A 22459-nucleotide genomic window follows, 5' to 3' on the forward strand; every position below is an offset into this window, starting at 1 on the left:
CCTCATCGCGTGAACGCATCTCTTCTTCCGGACGACATCCAGGGCGACCCCCACGCCGCCGCTGACGCCGCCGCCACTCGCCTGCGCGAACTGACGGGCGCCGAGACCCACGACGTCGCCCTTGTGATGGGGTCGGGCTGGGCTCCGGCCGTGGACGCCCTCGGCACTCCCGACGCCGAGTTCCAGGTCACCGAGCTGCCCGGCTTCCCGCCGCCGGCGGTGGAGGGACACGGCGGCACGGTCCGCTCGTACCAGATCGGCGCGAAGCGGGCCCTGGTCTTCCTGGGCCGTACCCACTACTACGAGGGCCGTGGCGTCGCCGCCGTCGCGCACGGTGTGCGGACCGCGGTGGCCGCCGGCAGCAAGACGATCGTCCTCACCAACGGCTGCGGGGGGCTCCGCGAGGGCATGCGGCCCGGCCAGCCGGTGCTGATCAGCGACCACATCAATCTGACGGCGACCTCGCCGATCGTCGGCGCGAACTTCGTCGACCTCACCGATCTGTACTCGCCGCGGCTGCGGGCGCTGTGCAAGGAGATCGACCCGAGTCTGGAGGAGGGCGTGTACGCGCAGTTCCCCGGGCCGCACTACGAGACTCCGGCGGAGATCCGGATGGCTCGGGTGATCGGGGCGGATCTGGTGGGCATGTCGACGGTCCTCGAAGCGATTGCTGCGCGTGAGGCGGGGGCTGAGGTGCTGGGTATTTCCCTGGTGACGAACCTTGCCGCGGGGATGACGGGTGAGCCGCTGAACCATGAGGAGGTTCTGCAGGCGGGTCGGGATTCCGCGACTCGGATGGGGTCGCTGCTCACTCAGGTGCTTGGTCGGCTTTAGGCGCGTTGCCGGGGGCTGTGCCCCCGGACCCCCCTTCGGCCCCGAAAGGGCCTCGTCCTCAAACGCCGGACGGGCTGAAAGATACGGACCAGCGTCGAAGACGCCCAGCCCCCACCGAAGTTCACAACGAGAGGTTGAGCGACCGTGCACGACGATCTCATCGCCCGGGCCCAGGCCTGGCTCGGCGAGGACCCGGACCCGGAGACCCGTGATGAGCTGGCCAAGCTCATCGAGGCCGGGGATGTCGGCGAACTCGGCGAGCGGTTCAGCGGGACCCTCCAGTTCGGCACCGCGGGTCTGCGCGGTGAGCTCGGGGCCGGGCCCATGCGCATGAACCGGGCCGTCGTCATCCGGGCCGCCGCCGGCCTCGCCGCCTACCTCAAGGGGAAGGGCAAGACGGGCGGGCTCGTCGTCGTCGGGTACGACGCCCGGCACAAGTCCGCCGACTTCGCCCGGGACACCGCCGCCGTGATGACGGGAGCGGGGCTGCGGGCAGCCGTGCTGCCGAGGCCGTTGCCCACTCCCGTACTCGCCTACGCCATAAGGCACTTGGGCGCGGTCGCCGGTGTCGAGGTCACCGCCAGCCACAACCCGCCGCGCGACAACGGCTACAAGGTCTACCTCGGCGACGGCTCCCAGATCGTGCCGCCCGCGGATGCGGAGATCGCCGCCGAGATCGACGCCGTCGCGCGTCTGGACGACGTTCCCCGGCCCGACAGCGGCTGGGAGATCCTCGACGAGTCCGTTCTCGACGCCTACCTCGCCCGCACGGACGCCGTGCTCGCGGCCGGGTCCCCGCGTACCGCCCGCACCGTCTACACCGCCATGCACGGCGTCGGCAAGGACGTGCTGATGGCCGCCTTCGCCCGGGCCGGGTTCCCGCGGCCCGTGCTCGTCGCCGAACAGGCCGAGCCCGACCCGGACTTCCCGACCGTCTCCTTCCCCAACCCGGAGGAGCCGGGCGCCATGGACCTCGCCTTCGCGCGGGCCCGTACCACCGATCCGGACCTGATCATCGCCAACGATCCCGACGCCGACCGCTGCGCCGTCGCCGTCAAGGAGAGCGGCGAGTGGCGGATGCTGCGCGGGGACGAGGTCGGCGCGCTGCTCGCCGCGCATCTCGTGCGGCGCGGGGCGCGGGGCACCTTCGCCGAGTCGATCGTGTCGTCGTCGCTGCTCGGGCGGATCGCCGACAAGGCCGGGCTGCCGTACGAGGAGACCCTCACCGGCTTCAAGTGGATCGCCCGGGTGGACGGGTTGCGCTACGGCTATGAAGAGGCCCTCGGGTACTGCGTCGACCCCGACGGCGTGCGCGACAAGGACGGCATCACCGCCGCGCTTCTCGTCACCGAACTGGCCTCGGAGTTGAAGGAGGAGGGGCGGACGCTCCTCGACCTCCTCGACGACCTCGCCGTCGAGCACGGGCTGCACGCCACCGACCAGTTGGCGGTGCGGGTCGAGGACCTGTCCGTGATCGCCGCTGCCATGCGGCGGCTGCGGGAGCGGCCCCCGACCGAGCTGGCGGGGCTCGCCGTCACCCGGTCCGAGGACCTCAACCGCGGTACGGACAGGCTGCCGCCCACCGACGGGCTGCGGTACACGCTGGAGGGGGCCCGCGTGATCGTCCGCCCGAGCGGCACCGAGCCGAAGCTCAAGTGCTACCTGGAGGTCGTCGTGCCGGTGGCCGAACACGCGGATCTTCCGGCGGCGCGGGCCACGGCCTCGGACCTGCTGGCGGCGATCAAGCGGGATCTGTCGGCCGCCGCCGGAATCTGAATCCCCGTCACTCTCCTTCTACGGTCGGTCAGTCGACCTTCCACTCGACCGTGAAGCGGTCCACCTCCGCGCCCGTCGCCGCCGGCGCCCGTACCGTCAGGGCGAAGTGCCGTGGCGGTGCAGTACGTCGGCACCGGGCCGACCTCGTCCTCGTGGCCCTCGTAACTGTCGGCCACGGGGAAGGCGTAGACGCTCTCGCCGCCGGGTCGGTGCGCTCGTAGATGTGGTGGCGACTGGACTGAACCTCTGCATTGGCCCATGTACGGGTCCGTAGCACCCCATCGGGTGATTTACCTGTGTCCGTTGACCTGGGATCCGTGCCCGGCCGGGGCGCGGCGGCAACGGTGGACGGCGAACGCACCGCCGAGCCAGCCCTGGAGCCACCGCCGTGTCCTCGACCGCCACCCGGCCGACACCCCGAGCGACCACCGCCCCCGCGGTCTCGACGAGGCCCGCTCCCCCGCCGGCACTGCTCCGCGCGGCCCCCGCCCTCCTCGCCTACCTCGCCGTCCGCCTCACCGGCTTGCTGGTCCTCACCCTCTGGGCCCACCGCGAGCACCACGGTGTGTGGCCGATCCTGGCGGTCCAGTGGGACGCCGACTGGTATCTGGGCATCGCCGACCACGGCTACGCGCACGTCCTGGGCACCGCGCGGGACGCCAACAACCTGGCCTTCTTCCCGCTCTACCCGTATCTGATGAAGGCCGTCGCCGTGCTGACCCCGGGCTCCCGCGCCTCCACCGGGCTGGGGATCGCCGTGGTCGCCTCGGTCGTCGCCGCGTGGGGTGTCTTCGCGGTGGGCGACCGGCTGCACGGGCGCCGGGTCGGGGTGCTGCTGACCGTGCTGTGGGCCGCGCTGCCGGTGGGTCTGGTGCAGTGGATGGGGTACACGGAGTCGCTGTTCACGGCGTTCGCGGCCTGGGCGCTGTACGCGGTTCTGGCCGAACGGCCGCTTCTGGCAGGGGTGTTGTCCTCGCTCGCCGGCCTGACCCGCCCGACCGGCATCGCGGTGGCCGCCGCGGTCACGGTCTGGGCCCTGCTCGCGCTGCGCCGACGCCCTTTCGACCGGCGCCTGCTGGCCGCCGCCGTCCTGGCCCCGCTCGGCTGGTGCGGGTACGTCGGCTGGGTGGGGCTGCGCCTGGGCCGCTGGGACGGCTACTTCGCCGTACAGCGGCTGTGGCACAACGAGGTGGACGGCGGGGTCCAGACGCTGCGCCGGATGCGCGAGTACCTGATGTACGACTCCACGCCCGAGCTGTTCTTCGTGCTGGTGACCTACGCGCTGATCGTGGCGGTGGTGCTCTACGCGCTGTCGGTGGGGGACCGCCAGCCGCTGCCGCTCCTTGTCTTCACCGGCGTCCTTCTGGTGATCGTGCTGTGCAGCGGAGGCGTCTACTTCCCACGCGCCCGCTTCCTGCTGCCGGGCTTCCCGTTGCTGCTGCCGCTCGCCCTGCATCTGGCCCGCGCGTCACGCCGGTACCGCGTGCTGGCCCTGACGGCGGCGGTGCTCGGTTCGGCGTACTGGGGGGCCTATATGGCCCTCGTGTGGCCCAGCGCGCCGTGACCGACGGGACCGTCAGCCCACCACGAGCAGAATCACCAGCAGCACGGCCCCGGCCAGCGTCGGCCCCGCGACCTCGTACGCCCAGCGCACGGTCACCTCGCCCTGAGCCGTCTCGGCCTGCCCCCGCGTCTCCATGAACTCCCGCAGCTCGTCCATGACCTTGTCGGTCTCCGCCCGCACCGGCCCGTCCGGAACGGCCTGACCTCGCGAGAGCCCGCCACTCAGGCCACCACCGAGCCCGCCGCCACCCCCGAAGGCGCCGCCGAAACCGCCGCGGCTCCGCCTGCTCCCCCCCGCGGCCTGGTCCGCCGCCGCCCGGGACTCCCGCCGGGACGCCTTCTTCCGCGCTCGCAGGGAGACGGGGACGGACCACAGCTGGTACTTGGTGCCGGACTGCGCCACGACCTCGTTCGAGAAACCGGAGCGCAGGGAAGCGACCTGCCCCCAGGGCAGCACGATCACCCGGAACGGATTGCGGATGCGCAGCCGGTCCGCGTTGGCGTACACCGCGGGACGCAGCGTGAAGGCGACGACCGGCGGCACGACGAGGATGAGCGTGGCGAGCGCGAGCCACGGCGTGCGGCCGTGGCCGGAGAAGATCGCGTCAAGGCCGAGCCAGGCCACGATGGCGAGCAGCAGCACACCACCGGCGATCCCCGCGGGTGATCGGTAGATGCGGTCCCTGGACTCGGATGCCGGGGGTTGCGGCGCGGGGGGCTCGTGGTGCGGGGTCGTCATGCTGCCGATTGTGCCTCAGCGGTTCGCCTCCTCGCCGTTGGGGACCTGTTGCGTTCGCGTCTGCGGGTGCGTCGTGGCTGGTCGCGCTCACGCGGCGGAGCCGCATATCAATGCAGCCCCGCGCCCCTGAGGGCACTGCACCGGGCGGCGTGACCGAGCTCGGTCTCCGGGGCTGTACAGCCGCTACGCGCGTAGATATGCTCGTCTGGTGACCATGCCCACCACTGCACCCACAGCACCCGCTCTCGGCGACGTCACCGCGTCCGACAGCACGCTGCGCCGCTTCCTCCACGGGCTGCCCGGCGTCGACGCGGTCGGCCTGGAGGCGCGTGCCGCCTCGCTCGGCACCCGTTCCATCAAGACCACCGCGAAGGCGTACGCCATCGACCTCGCCATCTCGATGGTCGACCTGACGACGCTGGAAGGCGCGGACACCCCCGGCAAGGTCCGGGCGCTCGGCGCCAAGGCGGTGCGCCCCGACCCGACCGACCGGACGAGCCCCTCGACCGCGGCCGTCTGTGTCTATCCCGACATGGTGGCCGTCGCCAAGGAGGCCGTCGCCGGCTCCTCCGTGAAGGTCGCCTCGGTCGCCACCGCCTTCCCGGCCGGCCGTGCCGCGCTCGACGTGAAGCTGGCCGACGTGCGCGACGCGGTCGCCGCGGGCGCCGACGAGATCGACATGGTCATCGACCGCGGGGCGTTCCTCGCGGGCAAGTACATGAAGGTGTACGACGAGATCGTCGCCGTGAAGGAGGCCTCGGGCGCCGCCCGCCTCAAGGTCATCTTCGAGACCGGCGAGCTGTCGACGTACGACAACATCCGGCGCGCGAGCTGGCTCGGCATGCTGGCGGGCGCGGACTTCATCAAGACCTCGACGGGCAAGGTCGCCGTCAACGCGACGCCCGCGAACACCCTGTTGATGCTGGAGGCGGTGCGCGACTTCCGCGCGCAGACCGGCGTCCAGGTCGGCGTGAAGCCCGCCGGTGGCATCCGGACCTCCAAGGACGCCATCAAGTTCCTGGTCCTGGTCAACGAGACCGCGGGCGCGGACTGGCTGGACAACCACTGGTTCCGCTTCGGCGCGTCCTCGCTCCTGAACGACCTGCTGATGCAGCGTCAGAAGCTGGCCACCGGCCGCTACTCCGGCCCCGACTACGTGACGGTGGACTGATCCGACATGGCTACCTTTGATTACGCACCGGCGCCCGAGTCCCGCTCGGTCGTCGACATCGCGCCCTCCTACGGCCTGTTCATCGACGGCGAGTTCACCGAGGCGGCCGACGGCAAGGTCTTCAAGACCGTCAGCCCGAGCACCGAGGAAGTCCTCTCCGAGATCGCCCGGGCGGGCGAGGCGGACGTCGACCGCGCGATGAAGGCCGCCCGCAAGGCCTTCGAGAAGTGGTCGGCGCTGCCGGGCTCCGAGCGCGCCAAGTACCTGTTCCGCATCGCCCGGATCATCCAGGAGCGCAGCCGCGAACTGGCCGTCCTGGAGACCCTGGACAACGGCAAGCCGATCAAGGAGACGAGGGACGCCGACCTGCCCCTGGTCGCCGCGCACTTCTTCTACTACGCGGGCTGGGCCGACAAGCTGGACCACGCGGGCTTCGGCGCGAACCCGCGACCGCTGGGCGTCGCGGGCCAGGTCATCCCCTGGAACTTCCCGCTCCTGATGCTGGCGTGGAAGATCGCCCCGGCGCTGGCCACCGGCAACACGGTGGTCCTCAAGCCCGCCGAGACCACTCCCCTGTCGGCGTTGTTCTTCGCGGACATCTGCCGCCAGGCCGGTCTGCCCAGAGGCGTTGTCAACATCCTTCCGGGATACGGGGATTCGGGCGCCGCGCTCGTCGCGCACCCGGACGTCAACAAGGTCGCCTTCACCGGCTCCACGGCCGTCGGCAAGGAGATCGCGCGGACCATCGCGGGCACCCGCAAGAAGGTCACCCTCGAACTCGGCGGCAAGGGCGCGAACATCGTCTTCGACGACGCCCCCATCGACCAGGCGGTGGAGGGGATCGTCACCGGCATCTTCTTCAACCAGGGCCAGGTCTGCTGCGCGGGCAGCCGGCTGCTGGTCCAGGAGTCCATCCAGGACGAGCTGTTGGACTCGCTCAAGCGCAGGCTCTCCACGCTCCGCCTCGGCGACCCGCTGGACAAGAACACGGACATCGGCGCGATCAACTCCGCCGAGCAGCTCGCCCGGATCACCTCGCTCGTCGAGCAGGGCAGCGCGGAGGGAGCCGAGCGCTGGTCCCCGGAGTGCGAACTGCCCTCCTCCGGCTACTGGTTCGCCCCGACGCTCTTCACGAACGTCACCCAGGCGCACACGATCGCCCGCGACGAGATCTTCGGCCCGGTCCTGTCGGTCCTCACCTTCCGCACCCCGGACGAGGCCGTCGCCAAGGCCAACAACACCCAGTACGGCCTGTCGGCGGGCATCTGGACAGAGAAGGGCTCCCGGATCCTCGCGGTCGCGAGCAAGCTCCGGGCCGGTGTCATCTGGTCCAACACGTTCAACAAGTTCGACCCGACCTCGCCGTTCGGCGGGTACAAGGAGTCGGGCTTCGGCCGCGAGGGCGGTCGCCACGGCCTGGAGGCGTACCTCGATGTCCGATAAGAGCGAGCAGCAGCGGCTGAGCGTCTTCAAGACCTACAAGCTGTACGTCGGCGGGAAGTTCCCGCGTTCCGAGAGCGGCCGGGTGTACGAGGTGACCGACTCAAAGGGCAAGTGGCTGGCGAACGCGCCGCAGTCCTCCCGCAAGGACGCCCGTGACGCGGTCGTCGCCGCCCGCAAGGCGTTCGGCGGCTGGTCCGGCGCGACGGCGTACAACCGGGGCCAGGTCCTCTACCGCGTGGCCGAGATGCTGGAGGGCCGCAGGGAGCAGTTCACGCGCGAAGTCGCCGACGCGGAGGGCCTGTCGAAGTCGAAGGCGGCCGTGCTCGTGGACGCGACGATCGACCGCTGGGTCTGGTACGCGGGCTGGACCGACAAGATCGCCCAGGTGGTCGGCGGCGGCAACCCGGTCGCGGGCCCCTACTTCAACCTGTCGTCCCCGGAGCCGACGGGCGTGGTCACGGTCCTCGCCCCGCAGGACTCCTCGTTCCTGGGCCTGGTGTCGGTGCTCGCCCCGGTGATCGCGACCGGCAACACGGCCGTCGTGATCGCCAGCGAGAAGTCCCCGTTCCCGGCCCTGTCGCTGGGCGAGGTGCTGGCGACGTCGGACGTCCCCGGCGGTGTCGTCAACGTCCTCTCCGGCCGGACGGCGGAGATCGCGACGCCCCTGGCCGCACACCAGGACGTCAACGCGATCGACCTCGCGGGCGCCGACGACGTCCTGGCGAAGGAGCTGGAGATCGCGGCGGCCGACAACCTCAAGCGCGTTCTCCGTCCACAGCCTGTGGACGAAGTCGACTGGTCGGCGGCTCCGGGCCTCGACCGCATGACGGCGTTCCTGGAGACGAAGACGGTCTGGCACCCGACCGGCGCCCTGGGCGCCTCGGGCTCGTCGTACTGAGCCCCCACGACCGAGCCGCGCCGCCCCACCATCCGGGGGCGGCGCGGCTCTCCTCGTCCCCGCGTCAGCGCAGCAGCCCCGCCACCTGCCCCACCACCGGAACGCTGCCGATCGACTCAGCCTGGGCCACCGGACCGGTGAGGGCCTGGGTGGCCAGGGGCTTGAAGTCGGCGAGTTGGGTGCCAAGGCCGTTGTCGAGGGGGTCCACACCCGTGCCCGCGAGGGGGTTGGGCTTGAGGTCGGCGACCGGTCCCGTGACGTAGCCGACCATGCCGGTGAGGGCCTGCGTGCCGGCCTGCGGGTCGATCGTGCCGAGGGAGGTGGGACGGGTGCGCACCACGTCCAGTACCGGCTCGGTGTCCGCGGCGGCACTCGCGGCACCGGCGCCGAGCGCCACGCCTGCCGTCGCGAGGGCGACCAGGGCCCGCTGGGCGGTCGGGTTCGGGGAGGACGTGTGTCGTGCCATCGCTGGTGCCACCTTCTGGTGCGCGGGGTAATCGTGTCGACACGAAGGGTAGTTGAGGTGTGATGCGCACTCCAAAGACGACCCGCGGGGTCGGCAGGGCGTACGGAATACGTCAAACTGGTGACCCGTGAGCATCCATGTCCCTTCCTCCGCCCGTGTCGTGCTGCTCTGCGGCCCCTCGGGCTCGGGCAAGTCCCTCGTCGCCGCCCGTTCCGGTCTGCCGGTGCTGCGCCTCGACGACTTCTACAAGGAAGGGAACGACCCGACGCTGCCGCAGGTGGCGGGGAGTTCCGACATCGACTGGGACCACCCGGAGTCCTGGGACGCGGACATCGCGGTCGCCGCGATAGCCGACCTGTGCCGCACGGGCCGTACGAACGTCCCCGTGTACGACATCTCGCTCAGCGCCCGCACCGGCGAGGACGCCGTCGACATCGGGCGTACGCCGCTCTTCGTCGCGGAGGGAATCTTCGCCGCCGAGATCGTGGGGCGCTGCCGTGAACTGGGGCTGCTGGCCGACGCGCTGTGCCTCAGCCGTGGTCCGATGCGCACCTTCCGGCGCCGCTTCCTGCGGGATCTGCGCGAGGGCCGCAAGTCGGTGCCGTTCCTGCTCCGCAGGGGCTGGCGGCTGATGCGTCAGGAACGGTCGATCGTCAGCCGGCAGACCGCGCTGGGTGCCTTTCCGTGTGACAAGGACGAGGCCCTGACGCGGCTCGCCGAGGCCGCGGTGGGCCGACGGCCCGCGGCGACACCGACGATCTGAACCCCGTACGCACGAAAAAGCGGGACTGGACGGACCCCCCGGCCCTCCAGTCCCGCTTCCCCGTTCCCCCGTGGTGCTCCCCCGTGCTGCTCCCCCGTTGGCCCCGTTCCCCCGTGGCCCCCGTTGGAGTTCCGGCAACCGTTCACCACCCCCCAGTGGTGCCCCCTCGGTTGCCGCTCCCCCACTTGCTTCCCCCGTGCTTCCCCCCAACCCTCAGGCGACGAGCTCCCCGAAGGCGTCCTCCTCGTCACGGCCGAAGCTGAGGACCTCGTCCTCGCGCATCCGGCGGAGCGACCGCCAGATGCTGGACTTCACCGTGCCGACACTGATGTCGAGGATCTCCGCGATCTCCGGGTCGGTGCGGCCCTCGTAGTAACGGAGGACCAGCATCGTGCGCTGGAGTTCGGGGAGCCGGGCGAGCGCCTGCCACAGGACGGCGCGCAGTTCGGTGCCGCGCATGGCGTCCGTGTCGCCGGGCGTCTCCGGCAGTTCCTCGGTCGGGTACTCGTTCAGCTTGCGGCGGCGCCACGCGCTGATGTGCAGGTTGGTCATGGTGCGGCGGAGGTAGCCCCCGACCGCGGCCTTGTCGCTGATCCGGTCCCACGCCCGGTAGGTCGAGAACAGCGCGCTCTGCAGCAGGTCCTCGGCCTCGAAGCGGTCGCCGGTCAGGTGGTAGGCGGTTGCGTACAGGGAGGCTCGACGCTCCTGGACGTAGGCGGTGAACTCCGCCTCCGACAGCGAACGGCGTTCCCCCGTGCCCTCCCTGTACGCGCTTCCCCCGTGTGTCTCCCCCGTGACACCGTCAACCACCGTCATGTACCCGGTGTGCTGACGCCCGGTGCCGCGAGCGCACCCCCGCCCGCTCACGGCACCGGACTTCTCTGAACCCCGGGTGACGTCGTGCAGTCGCGTGACAACCGCGCTTGCGCTTGTGCTGTGCAGCGTGTTCATCTCGCGCCCCCCGTCGTGGACTTCCGGTGTTCGGCCTGCTCAGGCGGTGCTGCCTCGCGGCGTTTCCTTGCCTGTGCCGAGAAGCTTGCCCGGGCCACTTCATGGACGTGTCCGCCGACTGTCACAGACCTGTCACAGGGGTCCGGCTACGGAATCGCACAGCGTGGTCACAGAGAGCGGCGTTAGGGGCCGTACCTGTACAAGTGTCGAAACCCCGGCCGTGCATGGGCCAGAATGAGGCCCGTGCCTTCCCTGTTGCTGATCGAGGACGACGACGCCATCCGTACGGCCCTGGAGCTCTCACTGACGCGCCAGGGTCACCGCGTGGCCACTGCTGCCACCGGCGAGGACGGCCTGAAGCTGTTGCGCGAGCAGCGTCCGGACCTGATCGTGCTGGACGTGATGCTGCCCGGCATCGACGGGTTCGAGGTGTGCCGGCGCATCCGGCGCACGGACCAGCTGCCGATCATTCTGCTGACCGCGCGCTCCGACGACATCGACATCGTCGTCGGTCTTGAGTCCGGTGCCGACGACTACGTCGTCAAACCCGTGCAGGGGCGGGTTCTCGACGCCCGGATCCGGGCCGTGCTGCGGCGCGGTGAGCGGGAGTCGAACGACGCGGCGACCTTCGGCAGCCTCGTCATCGACCGCGCGGCGATGACCGTGACGAAGAACGGCGAGGATCTCCAGCTCACCCCGACCGAGCTGCGGCTGCTGCTCGAACTGAGCCGGCGGCCGGGACAGGCGCTGTCCCGGCAGCAGTTGCTGCGGCTGGTGTGGGAGCACGACTACCTGGGTGACTCGCGCCTTGTGGACGCCTGCGTGCAGCGGCTGCGCGCCAAGGTCGAGGACGTGCCGTCGTCCCCGACCCTGATCCGTACGGTGCGTGGTGTCGGCTACCGGCTGGACTCGCCTCAGTGACCGAAGCGCACGGGGGGATCCGCGGCTGGGCCGCGGATCGCAAGGGAGTCTGGTCCCGGCTGCGGTTCACCAGTCTGCGGCTGCGCCTGGTCGTCGTGTTCGGCCTGGTGGCGCTGACGGCCGCGGTCTCCGCGTCCGGGATCGCGTACTGGCTCAACCGCGAGGCGGTGCTCACCCGCACCCAGGACGCCGTGCTGCGCGACTTCCAGCAGGAGATGCAGAACCGCGCGGGCTCGCTGCCGCCGGACCCCTCGCAGGACGAACTCCAGCACACCGCGGGGCAGATGTCGGGCAGCAGCCAGCGCTTCAGCGTGCTGCTGGTCGCGCGGGGTGCCGACGGCAAGGCCCTGTACGGCACTTCGGGTGCCCTGGACGGCTTCTCCCTTCAGGACGTGCCGACTTCGCTGCGCGCCGCGGTGAACAAGAAGCAGAAGGTCGACTCCGGCAACAAGTACCCGTACCACCTCTACTGGCAGCGGGTGGTGCAGAACGGCACCCCGTACCTGGTGGCCGGCACCAAGGTGATCGGCGGCGGCGCGACCGGCTACATGCTCAAGTCCCTGGAGCCGGAGGCGAAAGACCTCAACTCCCTTGCCTGGTCGCTGGGTATCGCCACCGGGCTCGCGCTCATCGGCTCGGCGCTGCTCGCGCAGGCCGCCGCGACGACCGTGCTCAAGCCCGTGCAGCGGCTGGGCACGGCCGCCCGGCGGCTCGGCGAGGGCCGGCTCGACACCCGGCTGCGGGTGTCGGGGACCGATGAACTCGCGGATCTGTCACGGACGTTCAACTACGCGGCCGAGGCGTTGGAGAAACGCGTCGACGACATGGCCGCACGGGACGAGGCGTCCCGCCGGTTCGTCGCGGACATGAGCCATGAACTCCGTACGCCCCTCACCGCGATCACCGCCGTCACCGAGATCCTGGAGGAGGAGCTGGAGGCGGAGTCCGGGTCCATGGATCCGATGATCGAGCCCGCGGTACGGCTGGTCGTCAGTGAGACGCGGCGGCTCAACGACCTGGTCGAGAACCTCATGGAGGTCACCCGCTTCGACGCCGGCACCGCCCGCCTGGTCCTGGACGACGTGGACGTCGCCGACCAGATCACCGCGTGCCTGGACGCGCGCGCCTGGCTGGACGCGGTCGACCTGGACGCCGAGCGGGGCATCCACGCCCGGCTCGACCCGCGCCGGCTGGACGTCATCATGGCCAACCTCGTGGGCAACGCGCTCAAGCACGGCGGCTCCCCGGTGCGGGTCGCGGTGCGGGAGTCGGGGACCAAGGGCGGCCAGGACGGCACGGGCGCCGAGGTGGTCATCGCGGTGCGCGACCACGGGCCCGGCATCCCCGAGGACGTCCTGCCGCACGTCTTCGACCGCTTCTACAAGGCGAGCGCCTCCCGCCCCCGCTCCGAGGGCAGCGGCCTGGGCCTGTCCATCGCCCTGGAGAACGCGCACATCCACGGCGGCGAGATCACCGCCGCCAACTCCCCCGACGGGGGTGCGGTGTTCACGCTGCGGCTGCCGCAGGACGTGTCGGCGCTGACGGAGGACCCCGAGCAGGCCGAGGGGAAGCAGGGGGAGCCCTCATGACCGTACGACCCACCGCGGCACGCCCGTTCGGGGTGCGCCGGCTGCTGGCGCTGCCCGTGCTGGCCGCGCTGCTGACGGGGTGCGGGATCCGTTCCACGGAGGTCCCGACGGACTTCGGGGCGGCGCCCTCGCGGGTGCAGTGCTCGCTGGCCGAGCCGAACATCTCGACACAGGCCTCGCGCGGGCTGCCGGTGCAGGTGTTCCTGCTGTGCGGCTCGTCGCTGGTCGCGGTGGACCGGACGGTGCGGGTCCCGGACGGCACCGCCGACTCGCAGCGGCGGGTGCTGGTGGCGCAGGGGCTGCTGGACGAGCTGACGGCGACCCCGTCGTCCGCGGAGCGGGAGGCCGGGTACACGACGGACGTGCGCGGCGGCATCGGCGTGGGCGGCCCGCACGCCGGCGACCCGGAGGACACGCTGCGCCTGAGCAGCGCGCCCGCCGACCTCACCTCCTACGCGCTGGCCCAGATCGTGTGCACCTTCTCCGACTCCGCCGCGGCCGAGGGCGACGGCTCGGTCATCCTGGGCGGCCCGGGCCGCGATCCGCTGCGCCGCTACGAGTGCACGGACGAGGTCCGCTCCCGCCCGGGCTCGCAGGAGCCGCCGTCCGCCGAGGTGACGGGCGGCTGACGTACGGGTGTGGCACAGGCCTCATCCAGGTACCTGGGGGTAAGCCGGAACCGATCCCGCCGGGGGCCGCGTCTTGTGGGGCGTGCAGCGTCAAGGCTTCGTCGGCGGCAGCGCCGAGATCCGCGTCCGTGTGGCAGGAGGTGTTCTCCTCGTCGCACATCTCGTGTTCGTCGCCTGGCTCACGCTGCGCCCGCTGGACGTCCCCTGGGTACAGCCCGCCAATCTGCGCCCGTTCGCCGGGATCCACGCCGATCTGGCGCTGGGCTGGCCCGAGGCGGCCCGGCGCATCGCCGAGGGGCTCGGACTGCTCGCCCCGCTCGGCGTGCTGATCCCGCTGGTGCACGGGCGGCTGTACGCGGCGCCACTGTCGTCCCTGGTCCGCACGGCCGCGGCCGGTGCCCTCATCTCGCTCGGCATCACTCTGCTGCAGACCGGTGTGCCCGGCCGGGTCGCCGACGTCGACACGCTGTTCCTGAACACCGTCGGCGTGGCCCTCGCGCATCTCGCGGTGGTACCGGCCGGCCGCGCCCGGCTCCGCCGCAGGGGGGATCGCCTGCCGCCCGCGGCCGTCCTCCAGGAGGAAGCCGCTCAGGGTCTGACCCCGACGATTCCCAGGGTCGGCATCGCACCGTAGAGCGACGCCGGATCCGCGGGTTCTCCGTAGCGTTGAAGGCAGATGAGGCAGCCACGACCGGCCGCCCGACCGACGCTCACGAAGGAGCCGCACATGTCCGCCATTGCCCGCCCCACCAACGGCCGCATGATCGGCGGAGTGTGCGCAGCGCTGGCGCGGCGCTTCGGCACCTCCGCGACCACGATGCGCGTGATCTTCGTGCTCTCGTGCCTGCTGCCGGGCCCGCAGTTCCTGCTCTACATCGCGCTGTGGATCCTGTTCCCCTCCGAGGAGAAGGCAGCCCGCACCGCCGCCTGGTGACCCGCTTTCCGTGTACGCCGATGGGGCGCACCCCGTGTCCGAGGGGTGCGCCCCACCTGTGTGTCCGAGGGCGGTTCAGCCGAGCGGGATCCCGTTCAGCGGCAGGCCGTGCGTGGGCAGGCCGGTCTGGCCCACCGGGAGACCGCCGAGGAGCCCCGCGACCGGCGCGGTCGGGCCGTCGGCGAGCACCTTCTGGGCGGCCGGCTGCACGGCGGACAGACCCGACGCGAGCGCGGGCTGCGCCTGGCTGAGGGCCTCACCGGCACCCGGCAGCGCCTTGGCGACGTTCTCGGCGGGCAGCGTCTGGGTGAGGGTGCCCAGCGCCTGGCTCGCGTCCGGAACCGCCGGGGCGGCGTTCGCGGCACCCGCGCCGGTGGCGGCGAAGGCGGCACCGAGCGCGGCGACACCGAGGGTCTTGGCAGCAGACTGCTTCATGAAATGCGTCCTCGAAATGGGGTTACGGGGATGTGAGCGGTCCACGACCGTAAACATGCGAAGGCGCCCGCCGCAAACATCGAAATGCGGACGGATTGTGAATACCCGTCCGCATTCCCAGTGGGCCGATACGTCCCGGCCACCCCTTATCGACCGCATACCCGCTGGTGGAGGCGGTCTACTGGAACAGCCATTCGGACTTGAGCTCGGCATATCCGGGCTTCACGACGTCATTGATCATCGCGAGTCGTTCATCGAAAGGAATGAACGCTGATTTCATCGCATTGACGGAGAACCACTGCATGTCGTCGAGCGTGTAACCGAACGCGTCGACAAGATGCTCGAATTCCCGGCTCATGCTGGTGCCTGACATGAGCCGGTTGTCGGTGTTCACCGTGGCCCGGAAGTGCAGCCGGCGCAGCAGCCCGATCGGGTGCTCGGCGTACGAGGCCGCGGCCCCGGTCTGGAGGTTGGAGCTGGGGCACAGCTCCAACGGGATCCGCTTGTCCCGTACGTAGGCGGCGAGCCGCCCCAGCCGCACCGAGCCGTCGTCGGCGACCTCGATGTCGTCGATGATGCGCACCCCGTGGCCGAGCCGGTCGGCGCCGCACCACTGCAGGGCCTGCCAGATGGACGGCAGTCCGAAGGCCTCGCCGGCGTGGATGGTGAAGTGGTTGTTCTCCCGCTTGAGGTACTCGAAGGCGTCGAGGTGCCGGGTGGGCGGGAAGCCGGCCTCGGCGCCGGCGATGTCGAAGCCGACGACCCCCAGGTCCCGGTAGCGGTTGGCGAGTTCGGCGATCTCCAGGGCGCGGGCCGCGTGCCGCATGGCGGTGAGCAGGGCGCCCACCCGGATGCGGTGACCGTTCTCCCGGGCCAGCCGCTCCCCTTCCCGGAAGCCCTCGTTGACGGCCTCGACGACCTCTTCGAGGGTCAGGCCGCCCTCCAGGTGCTGCTCGGGCGCGTACCGCACCTCGGCGTACACCACCCCGTCCTCGGCGAGGTCCTCCGCGCACTCGCGGGCCACCCGCACCAGCGCGTCGCGGGTCTGCATCACGGCGACGGTGTGCGAGAAGGTCTCCAAGTACCGCTCCAGGGAACCGGAGTCGGCGGCCTCGCGGAACCACAGGCCGAGTTTGTCGGGGTCGCCCTCGGGAAGCCGGTCGTATCCCGTCTCCCGGGCGATGTCGACGACGGTGCCCGGACGCAGGCCGCCGTCGAGGTGGTCGTGCAGCAGAACCTTCGGCGCCCGGCGGATCTGGTCCGGCGTCGGGATGTTCGCGGTGCTCTGGCTCGTCATTGCCGCACTCTACTTCCTACGCGCGTAGATCGCTCGGTGTACAACTCCGTCGATACGTAACGGTGACCGCGCGGACGGTTCGTGTGCACCGACCCTTCTGACACTGTTCTGTCATGGCACACCAAGCGACGACGCCGGTGCGACGGGCCCGGCTGGGGAGGGCACTCGGCCCGGAGCCGACGACGGTGAGCGGCGTGGTGCTGCTGCTCCCCGGCGGCCACGAGGAGTCCGCCCGCAGACCGTCCCCCATGCTCGCCACCGCCTCCGTAAGGGCGTTGGGCCGCCGCCTGGCCCGCGCGGGCCGCGACGACGGCCTCGCCGCACACGTCGTCCACTACCGCTACCGCGGCTGGAACGGCAACGAGGCGCATCTCGCGGGCGACGCGACCTGGGCGGCGGACGAGGTCGTACGACGCTACGGCGACGTGCCCGTGTGCCTCCTCGGCGTCGACATGGGCGGCCGGGCGGCGCTGCGGGCCGGCGGGCACGAGGCCGTCAACTCGGTGCTGGCGATCGCGCCCTGGTTGCCGGAGGACGACGTGGCGGCTTCGCCCGAACCGGTGAAGCAGTTGGTGGGCCGGCGGGTGCTGATCGTGCACGGCACGAACGACGAACGCACCGATCCCGAACTGTCGTTCAGGCTCGCCTCGCGGGCGAAGAAGGCGAACCGGGACGTGTGCCGGTTCGAAGTGCACGCCGACGGACACGGGTTGCACCAGTACCGCAGTGAAGTGCACGCGTTGGCACTGGACTTCGTGCGGGGGGCGTTGTTCAGGGCGTCCTTCGCCCGGCCGCTGGAGGACGCGTTCGCGGCGCCGCCGCCTCTGGGGCTGCGGATGCCGTTGGCCGCGGGGTTCGGAAAATCGTTGCGCCGCTGACGGTCGGACCGGGTCAGGTCAGGTCAGGTCAGGTCAGGTCAGGAGACTTCCCCTTCTCGACAGGAGGAACTTCTTGAAGGCGGCCACTGGTGGCGTGTCCGGATGTCCCTCCAGCCAGGCCACGCCGATCTCTCTCGCCGCCCTCGGAGACGTGACCGTCAGTTCGGCAACCCCCGGGCGGGGGAAGGCCGGTGGCGGCAGCAGGGCCACGCCCAGGCCCGCCGCCACCAGACCCCGTAGCGTCTCCGCCTCCTCGCCCTCGAAGGCGACCCTCGGCTTGAAGCCCGCCTCCTTGCAGAGGTCGTCGGTGATGCGCCGCAGGCCGTAGCCGGGCTCCAGGGTGACGAAGGTTTCCTCGGCGGCCTCCGACAGGCGGACGCGGCGGCGGGTGGCCAAGGGGTGGTCGGCGGGGACGACCAGGCGGAGTTTCTGTTCGTCCAGGCGGCGGGCCACCAGGCCGGGGGCGTCGGGGACCGGGGAGGTCAGACAGAGGTCCAGTTCACCGGCCCGGAGCTTCTCCAGCATCGCCTCGCCGTAGGTCTGGACGAGGGTGAAGCGGACCCGGGGATGGTCGGCGCGGAAGGCGCGGATCAGCCCGGGGACCGTCTCGGAGCCCATGGTGTGCAGGAAGCCGAACGCGACCTTGCCGGTGGTCGGGTCCGCGTCGGCGCGGACCTCGTCGGCGGCCTTCTCGATCTCGGCGAGGGCCCGTTCGACGGAGGTGAGGAAGGTGCGCCCGGCGGGGGTCAACGACACCGTGCGGCCTCTGCGGGCGAACAGGTCGACGCCCAGGTCCTGTTCGAGGCGGACCATCGCCCGGGAGAGGGTGGACTGCGGGACCCGCATCTCCTGTGCGGCCCGCGTGACGTGCTCGGTGCGGGCGACACCGGCGAAGTACGCGAGGCGGGGCGCGAGCAGCGCGACGATGTCTTCTGTGTCACCGGACGGTGACAGATGAGCCTGTGACCTCTGCTGATGCTCCATGGGAACGATTATGACGATTCCGTGCATTGGACGGATGAGCGGGAGCGTACGTAGCTTCGAGGCATGCCTGCCAGTACCGAGGTGTCCGCTCCCACGGATGCCCTCTCCCCCGTCCCCGCCTCCGACTCCCGGCTGACCCCGGGCGGCCCCGGCTACCGCCGGATGAGCTTCGCCCTCTTCCTCGCGGGCGTCGCGACCTTCGCGCTGCTGTACTCCACGCAGGCTCTGCTGCCGCTGATCTCCGGCGGGTTCGGGGTGGCGGCGAGCGACGCGAGCTGGACGGTGGCGGCGGCGACCGGCGGACTCGCGCTGTTCGTGCTGCCGATGAGCGCGCTGTCGGAGCGATTCGGACGTCGTACGGTCATGACCGCGTCCCTGATGGTCGCGGTGGGCCTGGGTGTCCTGGTGCCGTTCGCGCCCTCGCTGGGCCCGCTGGTGGCGCTGCGGTTCCTTCAGGGTGCCGCGCTGGCCGGGCTGCCCGCATCCGCGACGGCGTATCTGGCCGAGGAGGTCCGGCCCCAGGCGCTGGTCACGGCGATCGGACTGTTCGTCGCGGGCAACAGCGTCGGCGGGATGAGCGGCCGGGTGATCACCGGGTGGGTCGCGCAGGAGTGGGGCTGGCGGGTGGCCGTCGGTGTCATCGGCGCGATCGCGGTGGCCTGCGCGGTGGCCTTCCGGCTGCTGCTGCCGGCGCCCACGCACTTCACGCCGGGCTCGCTGCGCCCCCGGGCGGTGGCCCGCACGGTCCGCGACCACCTCGCCGACCCGCTGCTGCGCCGGCTGTACGCGATCGGCGCCCTGTTCATGACCGTCTTCGGCGGTGTCTACACGGTGATCGGGTACCGCCTCACCGAGGCGCCGTTCTCGCTCCCGCAGGGCGTCATCGGCTCGATCTTCCTGGTCTACCTGGTCGGCACGGTGTCGGCGTCCACGGCGGGACGCCTGGTGGGCCGACTGGGCCGCCGTGGGGCGCTGTATCTGGCGGCCGGTACGACGGCCTCCGGGCTGCTGCTCTCCCTGGCGCCCTCGCTCCCGCTGGTCCTGCTGGGCCTGGTGCTGATCACCGCGGGCTTCTTCGCCGGGCACGCGTGCGCCTCCTCCGCGGTCAGCAGGACGGCCACGACAGGCCGCGCCCAGGCCTCGGCGCTGTACCAGTCGGCGTACTACATCGGCTCCAGCGCGGGCAGCACGGTGGGCGCGCTCGCCTTCCACGCCGGCGGCTGGGCCGGGACGGTCGGCGTCGGACTGCTCGCGGTGGCCGGAGTCGTGATGATCACCCTCCTCGGGACCCGGGCGGCGCGGCTGGCCGCACGCCCCGTGACCGCCTGACGCCGGTCCTCCTCCCCACCTCTGACCTGCCCCTTTGTTCACTCCAGGGGCCATTGTCAGTGCCCTGCGGTAGCTTCCGAAGTGCTGGGCGCACACAAGCGCGACAGAAACACCACAGGGGTGGGTGGACGATGAGCGACGGTACGGCGACGACGACGGACCTGGACGTCCGGCTGGAGAAACACCGCACGGAGCTGACGGGGTACTGCTATCGCATGCTCGGCTCCTCCTTCGAGGCCGAGGACGCGGTGCAGGACACGATGGTCCGCGCCTGGCGCAGCTACGAGAAGTTCGAGGGCCGCTCCAGCCTGCGCTCCTGGCTCTACCGCATCGCGACGAACGTCTGCCTGGACATGCTGAACGCGGGCAACAAGCGCGCCCGTCCGATGGACCTGAGCGAATCCACCCCGCTCGCCCAGGCCGCGCTCTCCCCCCGCCCGGACAACACCTGGCTGGAGCCCATGCCGGACGCGCGCGTGCTGCCCACGCCCGAGGACCCGGCGGAGGCCGCGGTGGCCAAGGAGTCCGTGCGGCTCGCCTTCATGGCGGCCCTGCAGCAACTGCCGGCCAAGCAGCGCGCGGTGCTCATCCTGCGCGAGGTGCTGGCCTGGCGGGCGAGCGAGGTCGCCGAGCTGCTCGACACGTCCGTCGCGTCGGTCAACAGCGCGCTGCAGCGGGCCCGGGCCACTTTGGCGGAGCGGGAGGACAAGGCGGCCGGCGCGGCCGTCTCGGACCCGCTGGACGAGGAGCAGCAGAAACTCCTGGAGCGCTATGTGAAGGCGTTCGAGGGGTACGACATGACGGCGCTGACCGCGCTGCTGCACGAGGACGCGGTCATGACGATGCCGCCGTTCGACCTGTGGCTGACGGGCCACGACGACATCACCGGCTTCATGACCACGCTGGGCGCCGCCTGCGAGGGCTCGCGCCTGATTCCGGTGCAGGTCAACGGACTGCCCGGGTTCGCCCAGTACAAGCCGGACCCGGAGGCGGGCGGCTACAGCCCCTGGGCGGTCCAGGTCCTGGAGATCTCAGACGGCCGGCTCACCGGGTTCCACTTCTTCCTCGACACCAAGCGGTGGTTCCCGCTCTTCGACCTGCCCCTCCATCTCGAAGCGGAGCCCGACCAGACCGAGGAGGGCGTGTAGCGCCGGATCGGGCTCGCGCAGCCTGATCCGGCCCCCGGCCCGCCGGGCGGCCAGTTCGAGCCGCGCGAGCAGATCCACCGCCCCGAGCCCCGGCGGCCCGAGCGCGGCGACGTCCACCACGACGACGCCCGCCCCGGTGGCCTCCAGCCGCGCGCGCACGCCGTCGCACAGCCCGGCCACCTCGTCACGGGTGACGGGGCCGGGCAGCACGAGTACGGCGGGTGTCATGGCGTCCACGAGCGGTAGACCGGCCGGACGGTCGGAACTCATCGCGGGCCGCGCGCCCACGTGGTGTGTCCGCCTGTCCGCCGACGGCATGCGCTCAGGAGGCGTGCCCTGCGGCCGGGATCAAGGAGCCGACCGCGCGCGAAGGGGCCGGCCCCGAAGGACCGGCCCCTGAGGTCCCCTGCCCTCCTGTCAGGCGATGCGCTCCAGCACCACCGGCGACGCCGTGAAGGCCGTGCCCGGCGCCTCGATGTCGTAGGAGCCGAGCACCGCCTCGACCGCGTACTCGAAGCGCTCGGGGGTGTCCGTGTGCAGGGTCAGCAGGGGCTGGCCCTCGGTGACCTCGTCGCCGGGCTTGGCGTGCAGTTCGACGCCCGCGGCGGCCTGCACCGGGTCCTCCTTGCGGGCGCGCCCCGCGCCCAGGCGCCAGGCGGCGATGCCGATGTCGTACGCGTCCAGGCGGGTCAGGACACCGGAGGTCGGGGCCTTGATGACGTGCTGTTCCTCGGAGGTGGGCAGGGTCGCGTCCGGGTCGCCGCCCTGGGCCGCGATCATGCGGCGCCAGACGTCCATCGCCGAACCGTCGGCCAGGGCCTTGGCCGGGTCCGCGTCCCTCACGCCGGCCGCGTCCAGCATCTCGCGGGCGAGGGCGAGGGTCAGCTCGACGACGTCCGCGGGGCCGCCGCCGGCCAACACCTCGACGGATTCCCGAACTTCGAGGGCGTTGCCGGCCGTCAGGCCGAGCGGGGTGGACATGTCGGTGAGGAGCGCGACCGTCTTCACTCCGTGGTCGGTGCCGAGGCCGACCATCGTCGACGCCAGCTCGCGCGCGTCCTCGATCGTCTTCATGAAGGCGCCCGTGCCCACCTTCACGTCCAGGACCAGCGAGCCGGTGCCCTCCGCGATCTTCTTCGACATGATCGAGGAGGCGATCAGCGGGATCGCCTCGACCGTGCCGGTGACGTCCCGCAGCGCGTACAGCTTCTTGTCGGCCGGGGCCAGGCCGTCGCCCGCCGCGCAGATCACCGCGCCGGTCCCGTCGAGGACGGACAGCATCTCCTCGTTCGACAGGAGGGCGCGCCAGCCGGGGATCGACTCCAGCTTGTCCAGGGTGCCGCCGGTGTGGCCAAGGCCCCGGCCCGACAGCTGCGGGACGGCCGCGCCGCAGGCCGCCACCAGCGGGGCCAGCGGGAGGGTGATCTTGTCGCCGACACCGCCCGTGGAGTGCTTGTCGGCCGTCGGGCGGGACAGCGCGGAGAAGTCCATGCGCTCGCCGGAGGCGATCATCGCGGCGGTCCAGCGGGCGATCTCGCGCCGGTTCATGCCGTTGAGCAGGATGGCCATCGCGAGCGCGGACATCTGCTCGTCGGCGACCTCCCCGCGGGTGTACGCGTCGATGACCCAGTCGATCTGTGCGTCGCTGAGCTCACCGCGGTCCCGCTTGGCGCGGATGACGGAGACGGCGTCCATGGCCATGGCTTGGTTC

The 22459-nt window shown here is 71.5% G+C and carries 23 protein-coding genes; 15 read left to right on the forward strand and 8 right to left on the reverse strand.

The genetic code is table 11. From position 1 onward, the window contains the following. Window positions 1-9 precede the first annotated feature (9 nt). The 3 genes from ACIQI8_RS21365 to ACIQI8_RS21375 all read left to right on the forward strand — a co-directional run bounded on the left by ACIQI8_RS21365 (window position 10) and on the right by ACIQI8_RS21375 (window position 4174). Window positions 10-834 carry a purine-nucleoside phosphorylase gene (locus tag ACIQI8_RS21365; protein ID WP_123998113.1) on the forward strand — a complete coding sequence of 275 codons (825 nt, stop codon included), beginning with the start codon at window positions 10-12 and terminating at the stop codon, window positions 832-834. Between the two features lie 144 nt (window positions 835-978). Further along, a complete protein-coding gene (locus tag ACIQI8_RS21370) occupies window positions 979-2610 on the forward strand; it encodes a phospho-sugar mutase (protein WP_402352739.1) in 1632 nt (543 codons plus the stop codon). Between the two features lie 388 nt (window positions 2611-2998). Then, on the forward strand, window positions 2999-4174 hold the full coding sequence (locus ACIQI8_RS21375; RefSeq protein WP_402352742.1) for a hypothetical protein: 1176 nt from the start codon (window positions 2999-3001) through the stop codon (window positions 4172-4174). A gap of 12 nt (window positions 4175-4186) precedes the next feature. Here the strand turns inward: ACIQI8_RS21375 and ACIQI8_RS21380 are convergent, their stop codons facing one another. Then, window positions 4187-4912 carry a PH domain-containing protein gene (locus tag ACIQI8_RS21380; RefSeq protein ID WP_402352744.1) on the reverse strand — a complete coding sequence of 242 codons (726 nt, stop codon included), beginning with the start codon at window positions 4910-4912 and terminating at the stop codon, window positions 4187-4189. A 214-nt stretch (window positions 4913-5126) separates the two neighbouring features. On the opposite strand from ACIQI8_RS21380, the gene deoC reads away from it, so the two are divergent. Genes deoC through ACIQI8_RS21395 form a run of 3 tightly spaced genes read left to right on the forward strand, consistent with a single transcriptional unit; the run spans window position 5127 to window position 8424 of the window. Then, window positions 5127-6083 carry a deoxyribose-phosphate aldolase gene (gene deoC, locus ACIQI8_RS21385; protein WP_123998117.1) on the forward strand — a complete coding sequence of 319 codons (957 nt, stop codon included), beginning with the start codon at window positions 5127-5129 and terminating at the stop codon, window positions 6081-6083. A 6-nt stretch (window positions 6084-6089) separates the two neighbouring features. Next, window positions 6090-7526, forward strand: coding sequence for an aldehyde dehydrogenase family protein (locus tag ACIQI8_RS21390; RefSeq protein WP_402352747.1), 1437 nt, complete (start codon window positions 6090-6092; stop codon window positions 7524-7526). Further along, entirely contained in the window at window positions 7516-8424 is a 909-nt protein-coding gene (locus ACIQI8_RS21395; protein WP_402352750.1) for an aldehyde dehydrogenase family protein, read from the forward strand. The genes ACIQI8_RS21390 and ACIQI8_RS21395 overlap by 11 nt, the downstream gene beginning before the upstream one ends. Before the next feature lie 64 nt (window positions 8425-8488). On the opposite strand, the gene ACIQI8_RS21400 is transcribed toward ACIQI8_RS21395, so the two are convergent. Beyond that, entirely contained in the window at window positions 8489-8890 is a 402-nt protein-coding gene (locus ACIQI8_RS21400) for a hypothetical protein (RefSeq protein ID WP_402352752.1), read from the reverse strand. Between the two features lie 127 nt (window positions 8891-9017). On the opposite strand from ACIQI8_RS21400, the gene ACIQI8_RS21405 reads away from it, so the two are divergent. After that, window positions 9018-9653, forward strand: coding sequence for a uridine kinase (locus ACIQI8_RS21405; protein ID WP_402352755.1), 636 nt, complete (start codon window positions 9018-9020; stop codon window positions 9651-9653). A 213-nt stretch (window positions 9654-9866) separates the two neighbouring features. Here the strand turns inward: ACIQI8_RS21405 and ACIQI8_RS21410 are convergent, their stop codons facing one another. Next, window positions 9867-10604: a SigE family RNA polymerase sigma factor gene (locus ACIQI8_RS21410; RefSeq protein WP_402352758.1), complete on the reverse strand. Its 738-nt coding sequence runs from the start codon at window positions 10602-10604 to the stop codon at window positions 9867-9869. A 243-nt stretch (window positions 10605-10847) separates the two neighbouring features. Here ACIQI8_RS21410 and afsQ1 point away from each other — a divergent pair, with 243 nt between their 5' ends. From afsQ1 to ACIQI8_RS21435, 5 genes are all read left to right on the forward strand, one after another. Next, the gene (gene afsQ1, locus ACIQI8_RS21415) at window positions 10848-11525 is read left to right on the forward strand and encodes a two-component system response regulator AfsQ1 (RefSeq protein WP_280878262.1); all 678 of its coding nucleotides are present in this window, start codon (window positions 10848-10850) and stop codon (window positions 11523-11525) included. Beyond that, complete coding sequence (locus tag ACIQI8_RS21420) at window positions 11522-13114, forward strand: ATP-binding protein (protein WP_402352761.1); 1593 nt, start codon at window positions 11522-11524, stop codon at window positions 13112-13114. The genes afsQ1 and ACIQI8_RS21420 overlap by 4 nt, the downstream gene beginning before the upstream one ends. Then, a complete protein-coding gene (locus ACIQI8_RS21425) occupies window positions 13111-13743 on the forward strand; it encodes a hypothetical protein (protein WP_402352764.1) in 633 nt (210 codons plus the stop codon). Before ACIQI8_RS21420 ends, ACIQI8_RS21425 begins: the two co-directional genes overlap by 4 nt. 82 nt (window positions 13744-13825) lie before the next feature. Continuing rightward, a complete protein-coding gene (locus ACIQI8_RS21430) occupies window positions 13826-14377 on the forward strand; it encodes a VanZ family protein (RefSeq protein ID WP_402352766.1) in 552 nt (183 codons plus the stop codon). A 93-nt stretch (window positions 14378-14470) separates the two neighbouring features. Beyond that, on the forward strand, window positions 14471-14677 hold the full coding sequence (locus ACIQI8_RS21435; RefSeq protein WP_402352769.1) for a PspC domain-containing protein: 207 nt from the start codon (window positions 14471-14473) through the stop codon (window positions 14675-14677). Window positions 14678-14752: 75 nt separating this feature from the next. Here ACIQI8_RS21435 and ACIQI8_RS21440 read toward each other — a convergent pair whose 3' ends face one another. Beyond that, window positions 14753-15112, reverse strand: a complete 360-nt coding sequence (locus ACIQI8_RS21440) for an ATP-binding protein (RefSeq protein ID WP_401713695.1) — start codon at window positions 15110-15112, stop codon at window positions 14753-14755. A 178-nt stretch (window positions 15113-15290) separates the two neighbouring features. Next, window positions 15291-16409: an adenosine deaminase gene (locus tag ACIQI8_RS21445; RefSeq protein WP_402352772.1), complete on the reverse strand. Its 1119-nt coding sequence runs from the start codon at window positions 16407-16409 to the stop codon at window positions 15291-15293. Window positions 16410-16522: 113 nt separating this feature from the next. Between ACIQI8_RS21445 and ACIQI8_RS21450 the strand changes: the two genes are divergently transcribed. Next, window positions 16523-17287: an alpha/beta hydrolase gene (locus ACIQI8_RS21450; protein WP_402352775.1), complete on the forward strand. Its 765-nt coding sequence runs from the start codon at window positions 16523-16525 to the stop codon at window positions 17285-17287. 33 nt (window positions 17288-17320) lie between these two features. Here the strand turns inward: ACIQI8_RS21450 and ACIQI8_RS21455 are convergent, their stop codons facing one another. Beyond that, entirely contained in the window at window positions 17321-18271 is a 951-nt protein-coding gene (locus ACIQI8_RS21455; RefSeq protein WP_402352778.1) for a LysR substrate-binding domain-containing protein, read from the reverse strand. 63 nt (window positions 18272-18334) lie between these two features. On the opposite strand from ACIQI8_RS21455, the gene ACIQI8_RS21460 reads away from it, so the two are divergent. Continuing rightward, entirely contained in the window at window positions 18335-19600 is a 1266-nt protein-coding gene (locus ACIQI8_RS21460; RefSeq protein ID WP_402352781.1) for an MFS transporter, read from the forward strand. 131 nt (window positions 19601-19731) lie between these two features. After that, window positions 19732-20748: a sigma-70 family RNA polymerase sigma factor gene (locus ACIQI8_RS21465; protein WP_402352784.1), complete on the forward strand. Its 1017-nt coding sequence runs from the start codon at window positions 19732-19734 to the stop codon at window positions 20746-20748. Here the strand turns inward: ACIQI8_RS21465 and ACIQI8_RS21470 are convergent. Together ACIQI8_RS21470 and ACIQI8_RS21475 are read right to left on the reverse strand one after the other, a co-directional pair. After that, on the reverse strand, window positions 20632-21018 hold the full coding sequence (locus ACIQI8_RS21470) for an STAS domain-containing protein (RefSeq protein ID WP_402352786.1): 387 nt from the start codon (window positions 21016-21018) through the stop codon (window positions 20632-20634). The two genes, ACIQI8_RS21465 and ACIQI8_RS21470, sit on opposite strands and share 117 nt — an antisense overlap. 147 nt (window positions 21019-21165) lie before the next feature. Next, window positions 21166-22443, reverse strand: a complete 1278-nt coding sequence (locus ACIQI8_RS21475) for a thymidine phosphorylase (protein ID WP_402354079.1) — start codon at window positions 22441-22443, stop codon at window positions 21166-21168. Window positions 22444-22459 lie beyond the last annotated feature (16 nt).

It is taken from the genome of Streptomyces sp. NPDC092369, assembly GCF_044755245.1.
Taxonomy (GTDB): domain Bacteria; phylum Actinomycetota; class Actinomycetes; order Streptomycetales; family Streptomycetaceae; genus Streptomyces.

Excerpts from the sequence above, each read along its gene's own strand:
- ACIQI8_RS21380 (WP_402352744.1), bottom strand. The coding sequence starts at position 4,912 with ATGACGACCCCGCACCACGAGCCCCCCGCGCCGCAACCCCCGGCATCC.
- deoC (WP_123998117.1), top strand. The coding sequence starts at position 5,127 with ATGCCCACCACTGCACCCACAGCACCCGCTCTCGGCGACGTCACCGCG.
- ACIQI8_RS21390 (WP_402352747.1), top strand. The coding sequence starts at position 6,090 with ATGGCTACCTTTGATTACGCACCGGCGCCCGAGTCCCGCTCGGTCGTC.
- ACIQI8_RS21395 (WP_402352750.1), top strand. The coding sequence starts at position 7,516 with ATGTCCGATAAGAGCGAGCAGCAGCGGCTGAGCGTCTTCAAGACCTAC.
- ACIQI8_RS21400 (WP_402352752.1), bottom strand. The coding sequence starts at position 8,890 with ATGGCACGACACACGTCCTCCCCGAACCCGACCGCCCAGCGGGCCCTG.
- ACIQI8_RS21410 (WP_402352758.1), bottom strand. The coding sequence starts at position 10,604 with ATGAACACGCTGCACAGCACAAGCGCAAGCGCGGTTGTCACGCGACTG.
- ACIQI8_RS21425 (WP_402352764.1), top strand. The coding sequence starts at position 13,111 with ATGACCGTACGACCCACCGCGGCACGCCCGTTCGGGGTGCGCCGGCTG.
- ACIQI8_RS21435 (WP_402352769.1), top strand. The coding sequence starts at position 14,471 with ATGTCCGCCATTGCCCGCCCCACCAACGGCCGCATGATCGGCGGAGTG.
- ACIQI8_RS21440 (WP_401713695.1), bottom strand. The coding sequence starts at position 15,112 with ATGAAGCAGTCTGCTGCCAAGACCCTCGGTGTCGCCGCGCTCGGTGCC.
- ACIQI8_RS21445 (WP_402352772.1), bottom strand. The coding sequence starts at position 16,409 with ATGACGAGCCAGAGCACCGCGAACATCCCGACGCCGGACCAGATCCGC.
- ACIQI8_RS21450 (WP_402352775.1), top strand. The coding sequence starts at position 16,523 with ATGGCACACCAAGCGACGACGCCGGTGCGACGGGCCCGGCTGGGGAGG.
- ACIQI8_RS21455 (WP_402352778.1), bottom strand. The coding sequence starts at position 18,271 with ATGGAGCATCAGCAGAGGTCACAGGCTCATCTGTCACCGTCCGGTGAC.
- ACIQI8_RS21460 (WP_402352781.1), top strand. The coding sequence starts at position 18,335 with ATGCCTGCCAGTACCGAGGTGTCCGCTCCCACGGATGCCCTCTCCCCC.
- ACIQI8_RS21465 (WP_402352784.1), top strand. The coding sequence starts at position 19,732 with ATGAGCGACGGTACGGCGACGACGACGGACCTGGACGTCCGGCTGGAG.
- ACIQI8_RS21470 (WP_402352786.1), bottom strand. The coding sequence starts at position 21,018 with ATGAGTTCCGACCGTCCGGCCGGTCTACCGCTCGTGGACGCCATGACA.
- ACIQI8_RS21475 (WP_402354079.1), bottom strand. The coding sequence starts at position 22,443 with ATGGACGCCGTCTCCGTCATCCGCGCCAAGCGGGACCGCGGTGAGCTC.